This is a genomic window from Aliinostoc sp. HNIBRCY26 (genome assembly GCF_050235535.1).
Lineage (GTDB): Bacteria > Cyanobacteriota > Cyanobacteriia > Cyanobacteriales > Nostocaceae > Trichormus.
On the sequence record NZ_CP189852.1, the window covers coordinates 354,123 to 378,295 of the forward strand.

Below are 24,173 nucleotides of genomic sequence, written 5' to 3' on the forward strand. Positions count from 1 at the left end.
AATGCAAATTACCTATGAAGACTTTGAAAAAGTTGAGATTCGTGTTGGTAAGGTAATCAAAGTAGAGGAGTTTACTAAAGCACGAAAACCAGCTTATAAGCTATGGATAGATTTTGGTGATTTGGGAATCAAAAAATCTAGCGCGCAAATCACCAAATTATATAACCCCAATGATATCGTCAATCAATTTATATTAGCTGTAACTAACTTTCCTCCACGCCAAATAGCTGATTTTATGTCCGAAGTTTTAGTCTTGGGCGTAGTTCTAGATGATGGTGAAGTTGCTTTAATTCAACCAGATAGAGATGTACCTTTAGGTAAACGCATTTCGTAATTATTTTGATTGCACTGATTGTTCATGACTTAAATTTTAGTACAATTGATCTATAATGCCCACTTAATTTTTCAACAGATACGTAGATACATAAGCAAATTACAGTGGCGATATTCAAAATTCAAGATTAAGAAAATGAGACTCAGCATAGCTTTTGGCGTTTGCATTTGAATCACATTTTTTGTGAACTGGTATGACTCTAGTAAAGAAAAGTTACAAGTTTTATGATACACACCTGGACTCAATAGCTGTATAATTGCCGTGTGTAGTAAAAAATACATATTTATCGTAGTCTAGAATACATCAGTTCAAGTCTAAACTAGTGCTTCTGTCCCTGCTAGAACTCATCAGTTTTCTAGTTTTGTAGATAACTAGCACAACACAGCATCTTATTTTTAAATGCTTGCTTTATTGACTTGGCGCGGTACTAGATAGTATTAATGACGTAATAGATTTGGCAAAATGACTGTAGATTAAATCATCTATAGGCATTAGATGATTTTGGTATATAAGTCAATACATTTGATAGAAAGCTAAAAATTACACTTAGTACAGGTTAAGTGATGAAAATCGACTTAATCTGTTGAGTTTCATCATGGCTCAACTGCAACTATTTGTATCTTTAGCCAGAAGGTATTGCTTGATTTTAGCTGTAGTTGTTTTGCCAAAAAATTCTCATAGAATATTAATTTAAAAGAAATCGTCCTCTAAAGTTTTCATGCTATTGTTGAATTTCAAAATTATCAGGAAAATTCCACAATGCTAACAAGAAATTCTCAAATTCTGACTGAGCATTATCAAAATATCAACCATGATGGTGATGATGTAATTCAAGGTTTGACTCAAACACCAAAGAGTTTACCCCCAAAATATTTTTATGACGATCGCGGTTCTGAATTATTTGAGCAAATTTGTCAATTACCAGAGTATTACCCCACGCGTACAGAAGCCTGGATATTAAGCCAATACGCTGATGAGATTGCTCATATAACGGGCGAATGTGAACTAATAGAATTAGGCAGTGGTAGTTCTACTAAAACGATTTTCTTGTTAGATGCTTACCAAAAACTTGCACGCTCGTTGAGATATATTCCGATTGATGTCAGTGCGGGAATCCTCAAAGCAAGTGTATTTAATTTACAAAAAAAATATCCTGATTCCTTAATTGATGGTTTAGTCGGAACCTATGAACAAGCATTAACACAATTAGCTGCAACTGTTTCATCATCACGGATGATTTTCTTTCTAGGAAGTTCGATAGGTAATTTTAATCCACAGGAATCTGATAGATTTTTGCGTCAATTGGCTGATGCTTTAAATCCAGGTGATTACTTTTTACTAGGACTCGATTTACAAAAACCCCAAAGCATTTTAGAAGCAGCCTATAACGATAGTCAAGGAGTTACGGCTGCTTTTAATTTAAATATGCTTTCTCATTTAAATTGGCGTTTTCAAGGTAATTTTGACCTCAATTTATTTACTCACCAAGCAATTTACAATCAAGCAGATGCTCAAATTGAGATGTATTTGCGTACCCACAAAAGCCATTGGGTAAATTTAGAAGCTTTAGATTTGAAAGTCTTTTTTGAAACAGGAGAAAGCATTTTAACAGAAATTTCTCGCAAATTTGATTTAGCTATTATGCCAAAAAAATTGGAGAATTACGGATTAAAAACCATGAAAATTTGGACAGATCCTCAGCAATGGTTCGGGTTAATTCTTTGTCAAGCTGAGTGATAAATTGCTGAGAATTTTATTGGCAATTCCGAGAATTAAATTGTAGTTTAAAATGCAGTGAATACAAGTTAATTTACGGAAGTTCAGCATCTAACATCTAATACCAATTCAGTAAGATTCATCAAACAGATACTTTCTTCATAGACTCTTGCCAAATCTAGATTTATTAATTTTGAATTGGTATAACTTCCTTATCCCCAGATATTGCATTTGTGTCGAATTTTGGGGATAAGCAAACTCACTTAGATAATAAATTGAGAAAAGCATGAATTTATAATAATATCCGTGATCACAACAAAAATTAAAACCATGAAACTTATCCAATCTATTCACCCACCACAGCTTGATAATTGCGATCGCCAGTCTATTCTTAACTATTTCGATAATGCTTGGCAACTGGAAAATCTACTGCTGCAAACTCTAGTTGGGGAAGATACATTTTATCTCAACCCTGACCCTTTAAGAAATCCTCTGATTTTTTATCTAGGACATTCGGCTGTTTTTTATATCAATAAATTAATCCGTGTGGGTTTATTAGAAACACGCCTCCATCCAGAGTATGAAATATTATTTGAGATTGGAGTTGATCCAGAAAAACCAGAGGAATTAAATCAAGCGATCGCGCATTTAGAATGGCCACAAGTTGCAGAGGTGTGGGAATATCGCCAAAAAGCCTATGAGGTAATTTCACAATTTATTCAAACAACTGCAATTGATTTACCAATTCGTCCTGATCATCCCTTATGGGCTTTAATAATGGGGCTAGAACACCAGCGTATTCATATTGAAACTTCTTCAATGTTGATTCGCCAACTACCAATTTCTAGGGTTAAACGTCCCGAAAATTGGGAATACGCACCTTGTAATGGTTACACACCCCAAAATGAAATGGTAGAAGTATCTGGGGGTGTCGTAAAGATTGGTAAAGCCTTTGATGATCATACCTATGGATGGGATATTGATTATGGCGATCGCACTGTAGAAGTCGCACCTTTTTTAGCCAGTAAATATCTCATTACTAATGCTGAGTTTTGGTACTTTGTCAAAGCTGGTGGTTACGAACAACCAGATTATTGGGATGCAGAATCTTGGAGTTGGGTAACTGAAAATAACATCAAACACCCTAAATTTTGGCTACCTGCAAATGGTAACTATAAGTATCGTGCTATGTTTGATGAAATAGATTTACCCCTAGATTGGCCGGTGGAAGTCAATCATTATGAAGCGATGGCTTATTGTCGTTGGCGGGGTGAAAATACCCGTTTAATGAGTGAATCAGAATACCATTTGGCAACTTATGATAATGGTTTGATAGCAGATGTAGATAGTTATAATTTAAATTTAAAATTTGGCTCACCGACTCCCGTAGGAATGCTAGAAACAGCCAAAAGTTACTCTGGCTTGTACGATTTACGAGGAAATGTTTGGGAATGGTTGAGTGATCACTTAAACCCATTGACAGGATATCAGCCTCACTATTTGTATGCAGATAATTCGGCAATTTTCTTCGATACCCAACATTACATGATGTTGGGCGGATGTTGGATAACAAACGGTACGGAAGCCTTAAAATATTATCGCAATTGGTTTCGTCCCAATTTTTATCAGCACGCTGGTTTTAGAATTGTACAAGATATTAATAATTAAGGCCATAAAGTACCTATTATCGAAACAATCAGGTTTAAAACCGGACTTCGTACCGCTACGCTAACGCCTTTAAAAGCGGAAAGTTTTGTCACGAGGTTAAAACCCTGTGACAAAACGTAATTGCGAATTGCGTTAGCGAAGCGGGACGTTAGTCCATTGCGTTAGCGTAGCGGGGCGTTAGCCCATTGCGAATTGGTTTGATGCTAGGTACTTCATAACCAGATTTATCTATAGTTTTTGAGATTTGAGCCACTTTTTAACAACATCTTCGGCTGATAGAGATTGATTATCCACTTGATAATTCATTTTTTGCATTTCTTCCTCAGAAATTAACCCAGCTAACTTACTGATAGCTGTTCGTAATTCTGGATATTTTTGCAGTGTTTTTTGATTAAAGATAGGTACAGCTTCATAGGGAGGAAAATAACTTTTATCATCCTCTAAAACTACTAACTTCAGTACCGGAATCAAACCGTCTGTAGTGCCTCCGGCGATAAAATCTACTTTTTTTTCTGCTATAGCTTTATACATCAATCCCAATTCCATTTGCTTAATCCCCGCAAACTTTAATCCGTAGGTTTTAGCTAACCCTGGATAACCATCCTTTCTTTCTAGAAATTCATTCCCAAATCCGGCTTGCCATTGGGGAGAATATTTAGCTACATCAGAAATATTTTTGATATTGAAACGCCTTGCATCTTCACCTCGAATAATCATGGCAAAGGTATTATTAAACCCTAAAGGCTGCATGACTTCTAAATTAAATTGTTGATTATATATTCTCTTGACTTTCTCATACACAACTCCACGATTACTGATAGGTTCGGCTTTTAAAATCGCAGTTAATGCTGTTCCTGTGTATTCAAAATATCCGTCAATACTGCCATTTTTTACTGCTTCATGACAGATAAAAGTACCACCCAAATTAAAACGTCTGTCGACTTTTAACTTAGTTTTAGTTTCTATTTGTTGAGCTAGTAATTCTCCTAAAATGATTTGCTCAGTAAAATTTTTAGAACCAATAACAATGGTTGGCGGTGTTAATTGATATCCAGCAATAATTAATCCGATAATCAGTGGGATAAAGATTGCCAAAACTACAGGGATGCGGCGATAAAATTGTTCCTGGTTTTCTCTTGGTTTTGTTAATTGTTTTTCTAGCCATCCTAAGAGTAAGTCTGCTCCTACAGCAATCAAGGCTGCTGGAATTGCACCTGCTAAAATCAATTGATTATTAACTGTAGAAATTCCCTGAAAAATAAATAAACCTAATCCTCCACCGCCGATCGCCGCCGCAATGGTAGCAATCCCTACAGAAATCACCGTAGCAACCCTGACCCCCGCTAAAATTACACCGGCTGCTAAAGGGAGTTCTACCAGCAATAGCAACTGCCATTGTGTCATTCCCATCCCCTTCCCTGCATCTCTTACCGCCGGATCAAGGTTAGTAATGCCAGTGTAGGTATTGCGAATGATGGGAAGTAAAGCGTAAAGTGTGAGGGCAATAATCGCCGGAATTTTCCCAATTCCCCCCAGGAACGGCACAGAAATCAGAAAACCGAAAATAGCTAAACTGGGAATAGTTTGAATAGCGTTAGCTACACCAAGCATCGGCTTGGCTAATTTGGGTTGACGAGTAATGGCGACACCACAGGGAATCCCAATACAAATTGCTACCAACATGGCGATCGCCACTAACACCAAATGTTCCCCAGTACGGAGGAGAATTTCCCCGAAATAACGACTCAAAAACAAGGTGATATCCTAACCTAATAATTCAAACTATCCATTCCGAAGCACGTTCACCCAAGTCTAAAGGTATACTAACAGCTTTGCCAAGACGGGGGCGATCGCGTGTTTGAGCGATAAAAGTCCTCACCTGTGCCGCGCCACCCAAAGCCTGAAGATAATTCGCCACACTCTCTAAATGTTCTTGATATTCTGTCTCCGTCATCGGGAAAGACGCTTGTTCCAAATACTTCCACATCACTTGCAGAAATATCTTCCCCTGGGTACGGCGGAACTGGACATCGTATGAATGTCCCCATTTATCCAGCAATAATTGGTGTAACTCCCGTCCTGTCATAGTTTTTCTCATCTAGATTTTACATTTAGTTATGATGTTAAGTTCCGTAACTCAAGTATGATAAGGATATAAAGAAATGTAATGCTAACAAAATAGATGCTAAACATATCTTGCAACAAAGAAGTAAAGCATCACGGTCGGCGTTAGCATTTCGACTCTAGACGGGAGACCCTCAAGTTACTCTTGTCAAAACGCTTAACAAAATACACGAAAGAGCGCGTAGATTATGGCTCAATTTTCTGAATCTATGGACGTTCCCGATATGGGGCGACGTCAATTCATGAACCTGCTAACTTTTGGAACTGTCACAGGTGTTGCTCTGGGTGCATTGTATCCCGTTGTCAATTACTTTATTCCACCAGCTAGCGGTGGCGCAGGTGGCGGTACAACAGCAAAAGACGAGCTGGGCAACGATGTTAGCGTCAGCAAATTTCTGGCAAGCCATAATGTAGGCGATCGCACCCTAGTTCAAGGACTCAAGGGAGACCCAACTTACATTGTGGTAGAAAGCAAAGAAGCGATTACCGATTACGGTATCAACGCCGTTTGTACCCACTTGGGTTGTGTTGTACCTTGGAACGCGGCAGAGAACAAATTCAAATGTCCTTGTCACGGTTCTCAATACGACGCTACAGGTAAAGTAGTTCGCGGCCCAGCACCCCGTTCTTTAGCTTTAAGCCACGCCAAAGTAGAAGACGATAAAATCGTTCTCACTTCTTGGACTGAAACCGACTTCCGCACCAACGAAGAACCTTGGTGGGCGTAATTTTAGTCAATAGTCCAAAGTCCAAAGTCCATAGCAGAAATCTTCACTATTGACTCTTGACTATTGACTGTTGACTGTTGACTGTTGACTGTTGACCAATGACTAATTCAATCGTTGTCCTTAAATGAGATGAGAAATGCTTGTACAATAGCGAGGTTAACTCGCTCTGCTAGAGCAATCGTAAAAGCGTTGCTCGTCGCGATCGCTGCCGTGACAATTTTCTTTACCAGCGACATCACCTTTCCTCAGTCTGCGGCTGCATATCCCTTCTGGGCGCAGCAGACCGCTCCAGAAACCCCCCGCGAAGCGACAGGGAGAATTGTTTGTGCTAACTGCCACCTAGCAGCCAAGCCAACAGAAGTCGAAGTTCCCCAGTCAGTATTACCTGATCAGGTATTTAAAGCCGTCGTTAAAATTCCCTACGACACCAGCGTGCAACAAGTTGGTGCTGATGGTTCTAAAGTCGGCTTAAACGTTGGTGCAGTATTGATGCTTCCTGAAGGCTTCAAAATTGCCCCCGCAGACCGCATTCCTGAAGAATTGAAAGAAGAAGTCGGCGACGTTTACTTCCAACCCTACAAAGAAGACCAAGAAAACGTCGTTATCGTTGGGCCATTACCCGGCGAACAATATCAGGAAATCGTCTTCCCAGTTCTTTCTCCTAACCCTGCAAACGACAAAAATATTCACTTCGGTAAATATTCAGTTCATGTAGGCGGTAACAGAGGACGCGGACAAGTCTATCCTACAGGCGAAAAGAGCAACAACAACGCCTACACTGCTGCGGCTACAGGCACAATTAGCAAGATTGCTAAAGAAGAAGATGAAAACGGTAGCGTTAAATATGTAGTAGACATCAAAACCGAGTCCGGTGAAGTTGTCAGCGATACCATTCCCGCAGGCCCAGAACTGATTGTTTCTGAAGGACAAGCCGTCAAAGCAGGCGAAGCTTTAACCAATAATCCTAACGTTGGTGGTTTCGGTCAAAAAGACGTAGAAATCGTATTGCAAGATGCCAACAGAGTTGGCTGGTTGATTGCTTTCGTTGTGCTAGTCATGCTGGCTCAAGTAATGCTAGTTCTCAAGAAGAAGCAAGTTGAAAAAGTCCAAGCTGCTGAACTTAATTTCTAAATTCTCTGCTAAATCAGTAATTTTCAGACAGGCTTATTGCCTGTCTTTTTTATTTCTTATCTATTGAATAAAAGGTTATTACCAAAACAAAACTTTAATTAAGTGTTGGAATTGCTGCCAATAAATAATCTTTAAAAATTCTGAATAAAAAACTCATGGCTCCACCAAATATACTAAATTAGTTTTGTTTACAGGTTTTTAATCACAGTTACAATATAGCCTTTCTTACCCTACCTTGTGAAGTATACACGCCAATTGTTAAACACAGATAATTTTGTACCTCAACAGACTAGGAAACGCTATGAGTTTGTTTAATCTCACTACGTTTACATAAACATAAACAATAGTTATGAATTTCAACCAAGACAACTATCCTTGTGAGGAAAATTATCAAATCCTGATCAATAAACTCTTGAAATGCCCCAGTGGAGAAGAAGCTAATATTCTCAGCCAAAATTACCAATTTATCAACCAAAATTTGTTAGAAAAAATGAGGCAGAGAGCGCAACTACTGCAAGAAATAGGTAATCAGGAAGGAAATAATTTTTTAAATAAATTGATTTTCGTGATTGAAGATGCTCAAAATTACCTGCAACAACCATTGATAGATCGTTTTCATAATGGCGAACAAAAATTTGAGCAAAAAAAGCGAGAAGAGCAGTTATACCAATTCACAATTCGCAATTCGCAATTCGCAATTAAAAAACTTAGATGCAGCAAAGCTTTCAGGGTTTACATCTGTATCAGGTTTTTCGTGAAATGGTATTATCTCTTATTCAATTACAGGACTTACGCAACTGGCACAGTGCGATCGCTAGCCAGTAGTACATAGGTATTGATTTAGCGAGAATGTGTTTGATTGGTTTGACTCGAATTAGTAACAATAAATAGTGATGTATCTTGTTGTTAAAAATTTTATGAGAAAATTGATAGAAGTACATCAAAAAGTTGGTTAGTGATGAAATTTACTAAACTTAATTATTGTCAATATTTACTTAGCAGTCAAATTAACTATACAATCACTAATCTAGCAGAACATTTGTCAAATATTAGTCATGACAAAATTAATTATTATTTAAGAAATGAAAAATTAACTCCTCGTTTACTTTGGGATAATGTCAAAGATTTAATTGTCACTGACGAGGATGCTTATATTATATTTGATGATACAGTTTTAGATAAAAGATTTTCTGAAGAAATAGAAATAGTACGAAGGCAGTATAGTGGTAATGAACATGGTGTTGTTAGAGGGATAGGAATAGTAAGTTGCATATATGTTAATCCTAAAACTCTCAATTTCTGGGTAATAGATTATCGAATTTTCAATCCAGAAAATGATGGTTTCAGCAAGATTGACCATGTGAAAAATATGCTCCAAGGGCTTGTATATCAAAAGATTCTACCTTTCAATACAGTTTTAATGGATACTTGGTATGCGGTCAATAATTTAATGCTTTATATCGATAGTCTAGATAAAGTTTATTATTGTCCTTTAAAGACTAATCGTTTAGTAGATGATAGTTTTGGTAGAGAAAAATATAAGAATATTGAATCTCTAGAATGGAGTCAGGAAGATTTAAAATGTGGTAAAATCATAAAAATTAAAGGATTCCCTGCTGAGAAAAAAGTGAAACTTTTCCGGGTTACTATCTCTACCGATAGGACGGATTATGTCGCAACAAACGATTTATCTCAAAGTTCTACGGATGTTACACAACAGGTGTGTAAAATTCGTTGGAAAATAGAGGAGTTTCATCGAGAAATAAAGCAACTAACTGGTATTGAATCATGTCAATGCCGTAAAGCCCGTCTTCAAAGAAATCATATTGCTTGCGCTATGTTAGTTTGGCTAAGACTGAAAAGTTTAGCTTATCAAACAGGTCAAACTATTTACAAGCTCAAGCACAATTTGCTTTCTAATTATTTAATTGAGCAACTAAAACGTCCAGATATTGCTATGTCTTCTCTGTAGTTTTTGGGCGCTCGGTGCGCGAAGCTCACCATTGCTTGTGCCAGTTGCGTAAGTCCTGAATTATTAATTAATTGCTCTAGTGGACAAGAAAATGAAATTCTCAATTCAGTGCCACACTGATTAGATGGTAGTTTGACTAGGATGATGTTAGAGCTATCACATGATTTTTATATGCAGGGGTACGAAGATATTGCCTTTTTCTTGAGAGACTTATCCACAGAACTAGGCGAAGCATTAGTCAAGCGCAACCAAGAACCTTATGCTCATTTTATCCATCTACTGCTTAATTCCCCTCAAGGTTCTGAACGTGAGTTATTAAACTCTCGTCCAGATATTGTTAACGATATTTTAGTTAGATTTATGGAACGAGTTGCTTCTGGATGGGAGCAAGAAGGCACATATAAACCTGCTATTTTACTACGACGCTTGATGACCCAAATAGATGCTGAATTAAAGGATGAATCACCTTATTTGAGATTTGTCCATGACCTTGTTAACTGCAACAGTAGTCAGGAACAAGATATTATTAAAAATTACTCTACTTTGATTGGGACTCACTTATCTCAAATAGCAGAACAAGTAGCTTTAAACATGGAAACAATAGGTGATACGCACAACGCTCAATGGCTAAGGGAAAAAATTCGTCAAATTCGTTATCATTTTCTAGTTGAAGCATTGCTTAATGCTGATTTTGTAGAAGACTGGATTATACTCAAAGCCAATTCTGATATTACTGATGTGGGCTTCCTGGAATTCGTGCAAAAGTATTTGATCAAACTTAAACAAGAAGGTAAAGAAAAACAGGCTATCTGGTTGAAAGACTTTATCGAAGAGGCAGAGATAGTACCATTTTAATTCGCTTATATGAAAAGGCTTTAAAATCAAATACTTCGCAGACTTCCAGCTTGACAATCTCGCAACCAAGCTTTAACACCTTGAGCTACTGAACCATTACTGCTATCTCGTGGTGGTGATGGTGGTTGCTTTTGGGGATAAGCACCTATTTGAGTAAACATCATCAAAAACTGCCGACTATCTGGGGTTTTTGTTAATAATAACCAGTGAAATTCTTGCAATTCCACCACTTTGTTGTCTATATATTGCCTGGATAAAGTGGTGAAAAACACTTGCTCAATATTTTGATTAGTGCTTTTTTGTTGTTCTACAGGTTGTAATGGCAAAGGCTGAAATTCTGGTCTACCGGCTACTAGCATATAGCTAAAAATATCACTACTTCTTTGCAGGCGACGACCTCGTTGACTAGCACGGTTAGCATAGCTAGGTAAATCTCGCAATAGCTGATTAGTTAATGTTGACAAATCTTTGTCAGCACAAACAGATTTTTCCCCCCTTGCTGGTGAATCAGGCAAAAGTAAAAAGTTAAAAGGTAAAAGGAAGAGTAGTGTAATTTTCCAGCCGGGGAAATGAGTCATGGGACTGGGGATTGGGGATTGGGGACACTTCGACAAGCTCAGTGCATCGCTGGGGATTGGGGACTGGGGACTGGGGACTGGGGATTGGGGATTGGGGACTGGGGATTGGGGAGACAAGGTAGACAAGGTAGACAAGGTAGCTGAGGAAAAACTAATGACTAATGACTAATGACTATTGACTATTGACTATTGACTATTGACCTCTTCCACAATTCTTTGCCAAGCTAATTCAGGGTCAGCCGCCGCAGTGATGGGGCGACCAATAACTAAATAACTAGCACCAGCTTGGATGGCTTGGGCGGGGGTAAGCGATCGCTTTTGGTCTCCGGCTTCCGCCCATGTCGGACGCACTCCTGGACAAACTAATACAAAGTCATCGCCGCAAGTGTTCCTTAATTGGGTAACTTCTTGGGGTGAACACACAGCCCCATCTAAACCTGATTCCTTAGCCATCAACGCCATTTCTAAGGCATATTCTGGCAACTCTAGGGGGATTTTTAAATCAAAAGCCAACTGTCTAGCAGAAATACTCGTTAGGAGGGTGACAGCAATCAATTTCGGCGGTTTAACTCCTGCTTGTGTAGCCCCCTCCTGTACTGCCTCTGTAGCGGCTTTCAGGGCATTTCTGCCCCCTGTGGCATGAATTGTGAGCAAATCTACCCCGTACCCAGCCGCAGCCCGACAAGCCCCCGCTACAGTGTTGGGGATGTCGTGAAATTTTAAATCCAGAAATATTTGCTTGTCTTTGGATTTGAGCAATTCTAGAATTTTCGGCCCCACACTGGTGAATAATTCTAAACCCACCTTCCAGAAACTCACCGCTTCTAACTTGTCGATGAGGGCGATCGCACTTTCTTCATCCGCCACATCCAAAGCTACAATCACTTGCTGTTCTTTCCCGTTCCCCATACCCAATTTCCCTTTTACGGTACTAAGCGCACAAACTTATTTTTACCAACTTGCAAAACTTTACCGTGTAAATCGCTCCCTTGTTCAAAAGTGGCATCTACATCAGTAATGCGATCGCCATCTAAGCGTACACCACCTTCTTGAATTTTGCGTTTACCTTCGCCGGTACTTTTACACAAGCCACTCACATTCAGTAAGTAAGCTAACTTTACGGGAAATTGGTTAACTTCAGTTAAAGAAAATTCTGGTACAGCACCTTCTTTACCGCCGCTTTTTGCTGCTTCCTTGGCTTCATTTGCCGCTTGTTCCCCGTGGTATTGTCTCACGACTTCCCAAGCTAGTAACATTTGGCGATCGCGGGGATTTTCTGGTAATTCGTCTAAAGGTAAATCAGTTAACAATTCAAAATACTGAGTTAGCAAATTATCCGGCACACCCTGCAACTTCTGATATTTTTGTCCTGGGTGTTCTGACAAACCAACATAATTTCCTAAAGATTTAGACATTTTCTGCACCCCATCTGTGCCAATTAAAATTGGTAAGAGTACACCAAACTGGGGTTTTTGACCAAAATGACGCTGTAAATCTCTCCCCACAGCAATGTTAAACTTTTGGTCAGTTCCTCCTAATTCCACATCTGCCTCCACAGCCACCGAATCATAACCTTGCATTAAAGGGTAGAGGAACTCATGCAGAAAAATTGGATTCTCTTTTTTATAACGTTCTGCAAAACCTTCCTTGGCTAACATCTGACCTACTGTCATTGTCGCTAGTAACTCTATAATTTTTCCTAAATTCAGCCCGGAAAGCCATTCAGAGTTATAACGCACCTCTAGCCTGCCTGGTGTGTCAAAATCCAAAATAGGGCGCACTTGGTCAAGGTAAGTTTGAGCATTTTGCTTCACCTCTGGCTCTGTCAGTTGGCGACGCACCTCCGATTTACCTGTAGGATCACCGATGCGAGCCGTAAAATCACCGATAATCAGGACTGCCGTATGCCCAGCATCTTGAAATGCTCGCAGTTTTCGTACTGGTATGCTATGACCAAGATGAATATCTGCACCAGTAGGATCAATTCCCAATTTGACCCTTAAAGGGCGGTTCGTAGTCGCCAAGCGTTTCTCTAAACTTTCACTTTCGTTATCAGTATCAATTGGTTGTGGGAATACTTCCACTATTCCACGATTTAACCAAGAAAAATTTGCCACCATATGAGGAGATTCGCTATTAACTACGTTTTTTACAATAAAACAGAAGGTTCAAAGTCAAAGGGAATTGGATTTTCCCAATCCCCAATCCCTAGTCCCCAGTCCCCAATGCCTTGAACATGGACAAATTGCCCACTATTTCATCTGCCAAACTAATATAATTGCAAAAAATTAACCGCCCTGTTGCAAAGAATCAATTACAGTAATATTTACCAGTGAGGAAGTGAAATCGCCGTGTCGTCTAGGACTTTTGAAGAAAAGCAATCCCAACGTCGGACTTCATCGGGGTTTGAGTTTTTAAAAGGAGTCGGCCAGGTAGCTGGCGGCACTCTATTATCAATCACGATGTTAACAAGCTCCATTGTAGCTGGAGGACTGGTTGGTCTAGCCATCAGTTTCCGCAATTTGCCCGATGTCAGGCAATTACGCAACTTCTTCCCCTCAGAAACCACTTATATCTATGACATTAAAGGTAAACTTTTAGCCAGTGTCCACGGTGAAGCGAATCGGGAAGTTGTACCTCTAGATAAAATTTCTCCCAATCTCAAACGGGCTGTATTAGCTAGTGAAGATGGTCATTTCTACTACCACCACGGGATTAACCCCACTGGTGTAGGTCGTGCCGTCGTGACTAACTTAGTAGCTGGTGGTGTGAAAGAAGGTGGTTCTACCATCACCATGCAGCTGGTAAAAAACTTATTTTTGACTCGTAAGCGTGCCTTTACCCGTAAATTAGCAGAAGCAGTTCTGGCCATTCGCCTAGAACAAATTCTCACCAAAGACCAAATTTTAGAAATGTACCTCAATCAAGTGTATTGGGGTCATAACAATTACGGTGTGCAAACAGCCGCCAGGAGTTATTTTAATAAATCCTCGGAAAATTTAACTATTGCTGAATCAGCCATGATGGCGGGGTTAATTCAAGCACCAGAAGAATTTAGTCCCTTTGTCAGTATGAAACTGGCGAAGCAAAAACAAAGAGAAGTTTTAGGACGGATGCTGGAGCTAAACTGGATTACCCAGCAAGAATATGATACAGCGATCAAGCAAGAAATTAAACTCGGCAGAATTAGATCATTCCAAGGCAGTGCTTTGCCCTATATCACCAATACTGTGGCACAGGAATTGGCGAAAAAATTTGGTCGGGAAGCCTTGCTTAAAGGAGGAATGCGCGTCCAAACCACAGTTGATGCTGACTTCCAAGTTATGGCAGAAGATACTGTGAAGAAATGGCACAAAAGTCTACAAGGTCAGGGTTTGAGTAAAAATCAAATTGCCTTAGTCGCAATTGATCCACGTACTCACTTTGTCAAAGCTTTAGTTGGTGGTGTAGACCCGAAAGCCAGCGAATTCAACCGCGCTACCCAAGCACAACGTCAACCTGGATCTTCCTTTAAACCTTTCGTGTACTATACTGCCTTTGCTACTGGTAAGTATGCACCAGACTCCACAGTCGTAGACGCTCCTGTCAGCTATCGAGATGGTAATGGTTGGTACTATCCACGTAACTATGATGGTAGTTTTGCCGGTGCAATGTCGATTCGCACAGCCTTAGCACAATCACGTAACATTCCTGTGATTAAAATTGGCAAGACTATAGGGATGAATAGAGTCATAGAAACTTGCCGCACGTTGGGTATCAACAGTCCGATGGAACCTGTGACCTCTTTACCTTTAGGTGCAATTGGTGTGACTCCCCTAGAAATGGCTAGTGCTTACGCGACTTTTGCTAATTATGGCTGGCAGTCACCAACCACGGTAATTGCTAGGATTACCGACAGTAGCGGCAATGTTTTATTGGATAATACGCCTAAACCTCAGCAGGTATTAGATCCTTGGGCTTCAGCAGCGATTATAGATGTGATGCGCTCAGTTATGACTGATGGTACTGGTAAAGGTGCAGCCATAGACCGACCAGCAGCAGGCAAAACTGGTACAACGTCATCAGAAAAAGATATCTGGTTCGTGGGAACTGTACCACAATTAACTACTGCTGTCTGGGTAGGTAGAGACGACAACAGACAATTAGCTAGTGGTGCAACTGGTGGTGGTATGGTGGCTCCCATCTGGAAGGATTTCATGACGAAGGCTCTCAAAAATGTCCCAGTCGAAAACTTTAAATCTCCTTCTCAGTTTCCTCGTCCGAAAACCAATTAAATTCGGGAATTGGGCATTGGGAATTGGGCATTGGATATGGGAATCAAATCTACCTTGTCTGTTATTTCCTTTGCTTCCCCCAGTCCCCACTCCCTACTGCTGTTTTTCTAGCTCGGATTTCATCCTTTCTAGGGTCATGTGCATTTGATCAAACATTTGCTGTGGGGTGATGCCAAACTGATTGAGTTGGGTTTTGAGTTGTTCTACGGTCATTTGTGCCATGAAATCTTCTGATAGCTCGAATCGCTTCATAAAAACGCGATACCGATCCATCATATTTTCCATTTGCTCAATAAACAGCTTTTTACCCTCACGGTCAAATTTACCGTAGCTGTTACCTAGCTTAATCAGTGCTTGATAATCTTCAAACAACTGCTTTGCTTCTTGCTGAACTATCTCAGAATCGAAGAATCCCATGTGCCTCTATTCATCTGAGTGATAAAACTCAGTAGTTTATAGTTTTGCTGTTATCTATTTTTATTTTAGTCTAGAGGACTTGATTACCAAAATAGCTTCGGGTGAAGTACGGCTTTTTACCGAAATTTCAACACTTGACTCAACTTGGCTTCGACTTTGACCAGAAACTTACTTAACCAGCCTGCAATGCCGATCGCTTTGGCTAAAGATACAGAGTCAGTCTGTAATTGTACGGGAATTTGCAACTGACTAGCGTATTTTAATGCTAGTGGGTTTTGTGGGTTGAGTTTTAAAGCGTGACGAATATAAACTTTCGCCATCCCAATAAATTTTTGTTTTTGATGTATGACTCCCAACAAGGCATAGTAATCACTGTTATCAGGTTCTAGCTTGATGGCATCACGCAATTCCCTCACTGCTAATGACCAGTGGGATTGTTTAGAATATTCTATCGCTCGTTGATAATGACGTTGAGCATAATTGATGGTGGATGCGGGAGAATTTTTAGTTTTATTTAGTTTCGCTACCACCGTGGGATTTCTAGTGGGCGAAACTATTACAGCCTGAGATGCTTTGTCTTTGGGGTTAAATAATGGTTGTGATTGTAAGTATAGGTAAGCTAAGTTCAATTCATTGAGCTTTTGGACAATTAAGGCAGATTGATTGAGTGTTTGATACTGAATTTTGGCGTAATCAGCGATCGCCTTTTCATAAAATAACTGAGCTTCTTGAAGAGACATCCCCATGAATTTCTTTAGCAAGGGATTGCGCTCAGTTACCGCATTTTTTCCCCAGGTGATGGCTTTAGCGCGCAAATTCGCTAGGTTATCACTACGCTTTTGAATATTCTTCAATTCGGCGTAAGCTGGGTTAATTAACCGCGTTAATATGGCTGTGAATAATTCTTTGTCTCCCTTATTGCGGCTATCCTGGTCAGGATGTAACAGCTTTGCCAATACATAATAACGCCTCAGAATACTACGCTCATCTGCCGTTACTGCAATTCCTAAAATAGCGTAGGGGTCGTCTGATAGATGCTGGAGCAATTCTGTGAGTAGAGGAGTCTGTAACATCATGGTAGATAGGCCGCTAGGAATTTCAAGATAGCATTGGAGATGAGGTGATGGGTACTGGAGAGTTCAGATTAATACAATAGATTCATATTTGCTTCTCAGATCCAAGGGAGGGTTAAAGCGGAGTGAAAAGGTATCTTTATACATAAATCGTAACTTTTCCCATACCATCTAAATTTCATTTGTTTTCATGGGTTGTTACTCAAGGTTTGAGGATTTAGGGATTGATGAGGGGCTTCCTTTAATTAGAATTCCCCTATGACTGTCTGATGCTGACAATTGTGGTAGTCGTTGATCAATTAGGGATATGTTAATTAAACGCAAAAGTAGAAGTGTGGCGGCTATTCTCGCCTTTGCTGGCACAGTTAGTTTTTCTGGATTACATAAATTTTATTTAGGACAGCCCCTTTGGGGTTTGTTGTATCTTGCGCTGTCGTGGACACCAATTCCCAAAGTTGCTAGTGCGATTGAGGGGTTTTGGTATTTAGCCCAAGATGAGGAAGCATTTGATCGCAATTTTAACCTTGGTCAGTCAGCTGTGAAAACCCCAGATGTCGGTAATCAAATCGGAGCGATCGCCGATGCTTTACGTGAGTTAGATAGTCTACGTCAAGAAGGATTGATCTCTGAGTATGAGTTTGAGCAGAAACGCCGCCAGTTACTTGAGTAGGGATTGGGGAATGGGGATTGGGGACACTTCGACAAGCTCAGTGCATCGCTGGGGATTGGGGAGACAAGGGAGACAAGGGAGACAAGAGAGACAAGATAGGAGATGGGAAAAACTGTTCCCCGTTCCCTGTTCCCTGTTCTCTAATGACTATTGACTATTGACTATTGACTACTAACTAATAACCAATGACTAATCACCAGAGAATTGGTTTATGCTGGAATATAGAGAAAGATTAAGAAATTTTAAATTCTGCTCCCAGTGTACTCATGCAATGTATTGTGAATCGCCGCGCTCAGTTTTCGGCAAGTCATCGCTATTGGTTGCCAGAATTGAGTCCAGCCGAGAACCTTGAGAAATTTGGTGCTTGCTCTAAATTTCCGGGACATGGACATAACTATGTCCTATTTATCTCTATGGCTGGAGAATTAGATGAATATGGTATGGTGCTGAACTTGTCTGACGTGAAGCACGTAATTAAAAAAGAAGTCACCAGCCAACTAGACTTTTCCTATCTCAATGATGTCTGGGCAGAATTTCAACAAACTTTGCCTACGACGGAAAATATCGCACGAGTGATTTGGCAAAGACTAGCACCCCACCTACCGCTAGTCCGCGTACAGTTGTTTGAAAATCCTGAACTTTGGGCAGATTATATAGGAAACGGCATGGAAGCTTACCTCTCTATCAGCACTCACTTTAGCGCAGCCCATCGGCTAGCAAGTCCTAATCTTAGTGATGAAGATAATCAAGAAATCTATGGTAAATGCGCCCGTCCCCACGGACACGGACATAATTACCATTTAGAAGTCACTGTTAAAGGTGAAATTGATCAACGCACAGGAATGATTGTAGATTTAGGTGCTTTGAATCAAGTGATAGATGATTATGTGGTAGAGCCATTTGACCACACCTTTTTAAACAAAGATATTCCCTATTTTGCTGAGGTTGTACCGACTGCTGAGAATATTGCTTTGTATATTAGTAATTTACTGCGATCGCCCATTCAAAATTTAGGCGCGAAGCTCCACAAAGTCAAACTGATTGAAAGTCCCAATAATTCCTGTGAAATTTACTGCACAGATCCAGAATCAAATGTTGCTAGTGCAGTGCAGAACCAACCGGTGTTAGCAAGAGTATAAAAACAAGAGACGCAAAATTTTGCGTCTCTTTGATTTCCAGTTCTTAATAGCATCAAAAACTGTTATAACTATCCAATAAATCTTTCTTTTGCAACCAATCTTTACCTAGTTGAATACTGATATCAGAGTCGAGACTGCCGGTGCTTTCTATTTTGACTTCGCCAAAACCTAGAGAACTGCGAATTGATTCAGCACCATCACCATCTCCCTGTTGAGCAATAATATTAGTTACTTCTAAGGGTTCAGACCAAGGTTTATAAACGTAGACGTTACGATATCCGGCTTTTTCCAAAGCTTTGATTAATGGACGGAGTTGAGAGCGATCGCTGCCTGTGCTGTCTTGAATCGCTATCCTTAAATTAGTGGGATCGGTAGTTTGCTGTTCGGAAGTTGATTCTACGCCAAAATGCTGCGCCATGAGCTTGTTAATACCTCTTTTATTAGGTATCCAGTAGCTAGCATCAAACTCACCATTCTCGCTAAAGCGTCCAGGGAGCATAAACATTTGCATATTCGACCGATTAGTACGGACGCTAAAACCTACTAACGCCACTAGTTCTTCAACGGTTAAGTTGGTGTCAATATTATCTTTGACTACGTTGAGGATTTTTGGTAATTCTTTCCAGGTCATGGGGTTGAGGCTTTGATCAATTAAAGCCCGAATTACCATTTGTTGACGTTGAATCCGGCCAATATCTCCTAGCTCATCGTGGCGAAAACGCAGTAATTGTAGAGCCTGATTACCGTTCAGATGCTGTTTACCTGCTTTTAAATTAATATATAGGTGTTGTGAGTCATCACGATATTTCATATCTTTGGGGATATAGACTGTCACCCCACCCAAAGCATCAATAAGTTTTTCTACTCCCAAGACATTAATCCGAATGTAGCGATCAATCCCTGTCCCTCCTAAAACATTGCTGACTGTTTTGGCGGTTAAAGCGGGGCCTCCTTCCACATTGGCGGCGTTGATTTTTCTTGTCCCATATCCCTCAATTTCAGTGCGGGTATCTCTGGGAATGGACAGCATGGCGATTTTCTTCTTCTCTGGTTCAAATTGCACCAGTAGCATGACATCCGATAGACCATCAAAGGAGTTGACTTGCGGCAAATATCGCAAATTTTTGGTTTCAGATGGAGGGTTCTGCACATCTGGCGGTAGCACACTCATCCCCATCACTAAAAGATTAACGGGACGAGTTAATTCGGAGAAGCGTAACCCACTACCCGCGATCGCGTCACTATCAAAGACGGCTTCTTCTTGAGGACTTAACTCGTTTTGCTGTAATGGTGTGCTACTACTGAAAGATACAGCTAACAATGCACCAGCTGTTGCTGACACCATAGCAATACCACTCATCCCCACCCAGAACCATAGCCAACGCCCAGATTTAGGATTTTTTCCCCTGGACTTGGAAGCGTTTGCTGATTGGTTTCCTTCGGTTGAAGTTCTTTGACTGGTCACAGACTTCCTCACACTTAACTGATTAATTTTAGGTAAATTTGCCGACTAACAATACAGATAAATCAACCCTTAATAGCTAACTTTAATAAACCATACTGACTTGTCAATATAGTGTTAACCACAACACTTATAGCAGGATTTTTTGTTCCTTGTGACAAATCTTTCCATGTTTCCTTGAAGTATGACAACAATTGACTCTGTTTGACTAGATGTAAACGAAAGATTTTTGGGGACTGGAGACTGGGAATAAATTGTATTGATAATTTTGAATTTTGTAATCGTGATTTTTGAGAGAAATATTTACCCAGCATTGTTGACTATGGAAAAATACTGAGAGCTTATATAGCTTTCTTGTGAATTTTACCAGTTTATTATTCCCATAATTTTCGGGCTAAATTACTTAAAACTGGTAAGCGAAAAGACTTACCTCTCAAAATCCTGAAAATTAGCCAGACACTCACCAAAAAATAACCCGATGTACAAAAGCTATTCAGGATTAACATTCGCAGTGCTAAAAAATCAGAAGTTGCTGCACCAGTGGCTAACAACAGATAGCTTAACAGCCAGGTAAAGGCCAGAGTTATAGACAGACGACTGATAGCTAGTTGTTCCCGATTACCTTGACGGCGATAAATCGCCCAAAGGGAGGGGAAAAAACCAATCACAGGGATTAAATATAGAATTAACTGTGTTTTGGTGTTTTCTGCATCGTTTTGACAAGGTAGGGATTGGGTCATGTCTTCCCCAGTCTCATTTTTCCAGGTACTATTCTCTTGATACAGTGGATGATCACTCGATTCCGCATTTTTCATAAGATGTTCGTAGAATCCTAAACTAGAGGGATGAATGAGTGTGATGTAGTTAGAGATAATAAGCTATAGATCGAGAATTTTATCGAGTTCTATCCGCAATCGGTTTAAGATGCAGACACGCAAGCTATTCAACTGGTGGCAGACACTAACACCAATAGCAAGAATTGGGGCGATCGCACTGTTCGCTCCTCTGTTAGTTCTCAATGGTTGGGCATTTGCCGCAATTTTTAATTATTTCCACTCCTTAATAGTCATTCTAGTTGGAGCCTCAGTTTTAGCATTTCTGCTGAACTATCCCGTTAGCTGGATGGAGTATCACGGTGCAAAACGAGAGCAAGTCGCCGTTTTAGTGTTTTTACTGGCTCTATCGGTGCTTTTGGCTTTGGGAGTAACTTTGTTTCCCTTGGCTCTTACCCAGGCGCAACAGTTAGTAGCACGCATTCCAGAGTTAATTGATTCTGGGCGATCGCAGTTGATGATGTTGAATGAAAAAGCCGAAGTGATGGGTTTACCTGTGAACCTGGATGCTTTGGTAGTGCAAATTAATGATCGTGTCAAGGGACAACTACAAGCGATCGCCGGTCAAGTTTTAAATTTGGCTGTGGTGACATTTACTAGCCTGCTGGATTTTCTGTTAACGATGGTGTTGACTTTTTATCTTTTACAGCATGGCGGCGAACTCTGGGAAAGTTTAGTGGAGTGGCTACCCACAAGATTCCGTGAGCCATTTTCTCAAACGGTACGTCTGAGTTTTCAAAATTTCTTTATTACCCAGCTCATCTTATCTACTTGCATGGCTTCAGCCTTAATTCCGACGTTTTTGTGGCTGAAAGTCCCCTTTGGGTTATTGTTTGGCTTGACGATTGGGATTATGGCTCTTGTTCCCTTTGGCGGTTCTGTCGGGATTGCTCTGACTACTTCCTTGGTGGCTTTGCAAGATTTCTCGATGGGAGTCAAAGTTTTGATTGCGGCGGTGATTGTACAGCAAATTCTCGAAAATTTGATTGCACCCCGCATTTTAGGCAGTTTTACAGGTTTAAATCCGGTGTGGATATTAATTTCTGTATTAACTGGAGCAAGAATTGGCGGACTTTTAGGTGTAATTGTCGCTGTTCCTACGGCTGTAATTATTAAGACTGCTCTTAGTGCTTTGCGTCTTCCTACTTTAATTCATGATGCGGAGGAAACCACTACAGCGATCGCACCTGAAGATAATCCTAAGCCAGAGTCTAAAAATCCCCTGAGTGTTGCAGAACAGCCGACTTTACCATAAGCCGGATCAAGGCTGCATCAGTTTGGTGAGGAAGTATCAAATTAAATAATGTTTATTGCTGGGACTCTGTACAGGTGCTTTTTGCTCAAGAGTCCCATTTTTTGTCTGTTTTGTTTCTCAGAATTTTGGGACATTAATAATTTAATTTTTGACTTTTCACGGAACCTAGAAAACTCCTCTAGCAACCTCACCCCTAAAAAGAAAGATGCTTTAACTTTCCCCCTTCCCTACTGGGGAAGGGGATTAGAATACGGTTCATACCATTTCACGAAAAACCTGATACAGATGTAAACCCTGAAAGCTTTGCTGCATCTAAGTTTTTTAATTGCGAATTGCGAATTGCGAATTGTGAATTGGTATCAGTTAAGGTGGTGAGAGTTGATTTCTCCATTTTTGCTCTGCCTATTAGACAATGAGCAAGATTTGGGGGATTCTCCCCCAAGCCCCCGATTGGGGGACGGTTGCGTCCCCCAAACCCCCTCCAAAATCATTTTTGCGTTTTTTGTTGAGTGATCATTTGCTGGTTTTGTTGAAATTTATTTTTCTTATCTGAACCGTATTGGATTAAGGGGTTAGGTTTTGCTTGAAGTTTGCTACACAACGCAAAAATTTAAATTTTTAAAGTCTGATAAATAGCGAATATTTTAATGACATAAAAGTCACAGTTAAGTCTAATAAAATTTGCTTAAAAAGTATTGCCTATTCGTAATTACCTCTGAAAGCGCAGATATGTTAACTAACTACGCTGGGCTATGAACATCTCACAAACTCCGAAAATATGAAAGTTAAATTAAATTCTCAGAATATTTTTGATTATTTATTTGAGCATAAGATATTAGATCAATCAATCTCTCCATCTGCGGTTCAGGTAGAAGCGATCGCCGCTAAAAATTTCAATTTATTACTCAGTTTACCAGAAAATAAAAAGCTCTTGATTAAACAGGAAAGAGCTAATCAAGTTGGCAAGGTACAAAATGAGTTTTTATATGAGTGGCAAATGCAGGATTTAATTGAGCATTTCCCAGAATTAGATTATCTACAAATATATTTACGTAAGTTAATCCACTACGATCAGGATAATGCTATTCTCGTTTTTGAGTACCTCGATAATTATCAAGATTTAAATGAATTTTATAGTGATCAGAATATATTTCCCCAAGAGATAGCTAGTCAAGTCGGTAAACTCATCGGTACTGTTCACCGAGCAACATATAATCAGCAAAAATGTCGAGATTTTTTAGCTCAATATCCCCAGAATATTTACAGCAATCCTGTACATTACTTAATTAATAAATTAGAGCGAGTCACACCAGAAGTTTTTGCGATCGCTCCTCCTGATGCCCTCAAGTTTTTAGCATTCTATCAGCGATATGAAATCTTAGGCAAAGCAGTTACAGAACTTGCTAATTCACTGCATCCTTGCTGCTTAATTCATAATGATCTCAAGCTCAATAATCTACTACTTGCTAATGATTGGGAAAAAGCAAATGCAAATGCTATTCGCCTCATTGATTGGGAACGTTCCACTTGGGGAGATCCAGCATTAGATTTAGGTAAACTCATCGGTAGCTATCTGCTGATTTGGTTGAATAGCTTACTCTTTAGCCAATCTCTCACTATTGAACAATCCTTAAGATTAGCTAATACACCACTAGAAAAAATTCAACCAACCATTGCAGCTTTAACGCAGGCTTATCTCCAAGAATTTCCAGAAATCTTGGTGGATAGACCAAATTTTATCCCCCAACTTATACAATGTGCTGGTTTTGCCTTGATTCAACAAATTCGGGTGATGCTGCACTATCAAAGCACCTTTGATAATACCGGAATTTGCTTACTACAAGTAGCTAAAAGTTTGTTATGTCGTCCTGAACAATCAATTCCTACCATCTTTGGTAATGCTGCTCGTGCATTCATTAATCAGTCTGCGATCGCTTAAGTAAA

22 protein-coding genes are annotated in these 24,173 nt (G+C 39.9%); 13 read left to right on the forward strand and 9 right to left on the reverse strand.

What is annotated here, in order from left to right:
* Window position 1: 1 nt before the first annotated feature.
* The 3 genes from ACQFX9_RS01445 (at window position 2) to ovoA (ending at window position 3,718) form a co-directional block, all read left to right on the forward strand.
* Complete coding sequence (locus tag ACQFX9_RS01445; protein WP_427160382.1) at window positions 2–334, forward strand: tRNA-binding protein; 333 nt, start codon at window positions 2–4, stop codon at window positions 332–334.
* A 759-nt stretch (window positions 335–1,093) separates the two neighbouring features.
* Window positions 1,094–2,071 carry an L-histidine N(alpha)-methyltransferase gene (gene egtD, locus ACQFX9_RS01450; protein WP_427160383.1) on the forward strand — a complete coding sequence of 326 codons (978 nt, stop codon included), beginning with the start codon at window positions 1,094–1,096 and terminating at the stop codon, window positions 2,069–2,071.
* A 309-nt stretch (window positions 2,072–2,380) separates the two neighbouring features.
* Window positions 2,381–3,718, forward strand: coding sequence for a 5-histidylcysteine sulfoxide synthase (ovoA, locus tag ACQFX9_RS01455; protein ID WP_427160384.1), 1,338 nt, complete (start codon window positions 2,381–2,383; stop codon window positions 3,716–3,718).
* Between the two features lie 228 nt (window positions 3,719–3,946).
* Here ovoA and ACQFX9_RS01460 read toward each other — a convergent pair whose 3' ends face one another.
* Both ACQFX9_RS01460 and ACQFX9_RS01465 read right to left on the reverse strand, forming a co-directional pair.
* Entirely contained in the window at window positions 3,947–5,473 is a 1,527-nt protein-coding gene (locus ACQFX9_RS01460) for a glycine betaine ABC transporter substrate-binding protein (protein ID WP_427160385.1), read from the reverse strand.
* 22 nt (window positions 5,474–5,495) lie between these two features.
* The gene (locus tag ACQFX9_RS01465; RefSeq protein ID WP_427160386.1) at window positions 5,496–5,804 is read right to left on the reverse strand and encodes a DUF3067 family protein; all 309 of its coding nucleotides are present in this window, start codon (window positions 5,802–5,804) and stop codon (window positions 5,496–5,498) included.
* A 226-nt stretch (window positions 5,805–6,030) separates the two neighbouring features.
* Between ACQFX9_RS01465 and petC the strand changes: the two genes are divergently transcribed.
* From petC to ACQFX9_RS01490, 5 genes are all read left to right on the forward strand, one after another.
* Window positions 6,031–6,570, forward strand: coding sequence for a cytochrome b6-f complex iron-sulfur subunit (petC, locus tag ACQFX9_RS01470; protein WP_236145034.1), 540 nt, complete (start codon window positions 6,031–6,033; stop codon window positions 6,568–6,570).
* A 129-nt stretch (window positions 6,571–6,699) separates the two neighbouring features.
* A complete protein-coding gene (petA, locus tag ACQFX9_RS01475; RefSeq protein WP_427160387.1) occupies window positions 6,700–7,701 on the forward strand; it encodes a cytochrome f in 1,002 nt (333 codons plus the stop codon).
* A gap of 349 nt (window positions 7,702–8,050) precedes the next feature.
* Complete coding sequence (locus ACQFX9_RS01480; RefSeq protein ID WP_427160388.1) at window positions 8,051–8,533, forward strand: hypothetical protein; 483 nt, start codon at window positions 8,051–8,053, stop codon at window positions 8,531–8,533.
* A gap of 126 nt (window positions 8,534–8,659) precedes the next feature.
* Window positions 8,660–9,673, forward strand: coding sequence for an IS701 family transposase (locus tag ACQFX9_RS01485; RefSeq protein WP_427156835.1), 1,014 nt, complete (start codon window positions 8,660–8,662; stop codon window positions 9,671–9,673).
* Between the two features lie 171 nt (window positions 9,674–9,844).
* Window positions 9,845–10,528 (forward strand): hypothetical protein, encoded by a 684-nt coding sequence (locus ACQFX9_RS01490; RefSeq protein WP_427160389.1) that lies wholly within the window; start codon window positions 9,845–9,847, stop codon window positions 10,526–10,528.
* Window positions 10,529–10,554: 26 nt separating this feature from the next.
* On the opposite strand, the gene ACQFX9_RS01495 is transcribed toward ACQFX9_RS01490, so the two are convergent.
* Genes ACQFX9_RS01495 through tyrS form a run of 3 tightly spaced genes read right to left on the reverse strand, consistent with a single transcriptional unit; the run spans window position 10,555 to window position 13,226 of the window.
* A complete protein-coding gene (locus ACQFX9_RS01495) occupies window positions 10,555–11,241 on the reverse strand; it encodes a hypothetical protein (RefSeq protein ID WP_427160390.1) in 687 nt (228 codons plus the stop codon).
* Between the two features lie 51 nt (window positions 11,242–11,292).
* On the reverse strand, window positions 11,293–12,015 hold the full coding sequence (gene pyrF / locus ACQFX9_RS01500) for an orotidine-5'-phosphate decarboxylase (protein WP_427160391.1): 723 nt from the start codon (window positions 12,013–12,015) through the stop codon (window positions 11,293–11,295).
* 14 nt (window positions 12,016–12,029) lie between these two features.
* Entirely contained in the window at window positions 12,030–13,226 is a 1,197-nt protein-coding gene (gene tyrS, locus ACQFX9_RS01505; RefSeq protein ID WP_427160392.1) for a tyrosine--tRNA ligase, read from the reverse strand.
* 231 nt (window positions 13,227–13,457) lie between these two features.
* On the opposite strand from tyrS, the gene ACQFX9_RS01510 reads away from it, so the two are divergent.
* On the forward strand, window positions 13,458–15,380 hold the full coding sequence (locus ACQFX9_RS01510) for a transglycosylase domain-containing protein (protein WP_427160393.1): 1,923 nt from the start codon (window positions 13,458–13,460) through the stop codon (window positions 15,378–15,380).
* A gap of 93 nt (window positions 15,381–15,473) precedes the next feature.
* Here ACQFX9_RS01510 and ACQFX9_RS01515 read toward each other — a convergent pair whose 3' ends face one another.
* The gene (locus tag ACQFX9_RS01515) at window positions 15,474–15,797 is read right to left on the reverse strand and encodes a DUF1825 family protein (RefSeq protein WP_427160394.1); all 324 of its coding nucleotides are present in this window, start codon (window positions 15,795–15,797) and stop codon (window positions 15,474–15,476) included.
* A 116-nt stretch (window positions 15,798–15,913) separates the two neighbouring features.
* Window positions 15,914–16,873: a J domain-containing protein gene (locus tag ACQFX9_RS01520; protein WP_427160395.1), complete on the reverse strand. Its 960-nt coding sequence runs from the start codon at window positions 16,871–16,873 to the stop codon at window positions 15,914–15,916.
* A 304-nt stretch (window positions 16,874–17,177) separates the two neighbouring features.
* Here ACQFX9_RS01520 and ACQFX9_RS01525 point away from each other — a divergent pair, with 304 nt between their 5' ends.
* Window positions 17,178–17,540 (forward strand): NINE protein, encoded by a 363-nt coding sequence (locus ACQFX9_RS01525; protein ID WP_427160396.1) that lies wholly within the window; start codon window positions 17,178–17,180, stop codon window positions 17,538–17,540.
* A 266-nt stretch (window positions 17,541–17,806) separates the two neighbouring features.
* Entirely contained in the window at window positions 17,807–18,679 is an 873-nt protein-coding gene (locus tag ACQFX9_RS01530; protein ID WP_236144499.1) for a 6-carboxytetrahydropterin synthase, read from the forward strand.
* Between the two features lie 52 nt (window positions 18,680–18,731).
* Here ACQFX9_RS01530 and ACQFX9_RS01535 read toward each other — a convergent pair whose 3' ends face one another.
* A complete protein-coding gene (locus ACQFX9_RS01535) occupies window positions 18,732–20,144 on the reverse strand; it encodes an LCP family protein (RefSeq protein WP_427160397.1) in 1,413 nt (470 codons plus the stop codon).
* A 371-nt stretch (window positions 20,145–20,515) separates the two neighbouring features.
* Complete coding sequence (locus tag ACQFX9_RS01540) at window positions 20,516–20,881, reverse strand: hypothetical protein (protein ID WP_236144522.1); 366 nt, start codon at window positions 20,879–20,881, stop codon at window positions 20,516–20,518.
* A gap of 184 nt (window positions 20,882–21,065) precedes the next feature.
* Here ACQFX9_RS01540 and ACQFX9_RS01545 point away from each other — a divergent pair, with 184 nt between their 5' ends.
* Both ACQFX9_RS01545 and ACQFX9_RS01550 read left to right on the forward strand, forming a co-directional pair.
* The gene (locus ACQFX9_RS01545) at window positions 21,066–22,229 is read left to right on the forward strand and encodes an AI-2E family transporter (protein WP_427160398.1); all 1,164 of its coding nucleotides are present in this window, start codon (window positions 21,066–21,068) and stop codon (window positions 22,227–22,229) included.
* A 778-nt stretch (window positions 22,230–23,007) separates the two neighbouring features.
* Entirely contained in the window at window positions 23,008–24,168 is a 1,161-nt protein-coding gene (locus tag ACQFX9_RS01550) for a phosphotransferase (protein ID WP_427160399.1), read from the forward strand.
* Window positions 24,169–24,173 lie beyond the last annotated feature (5 nt).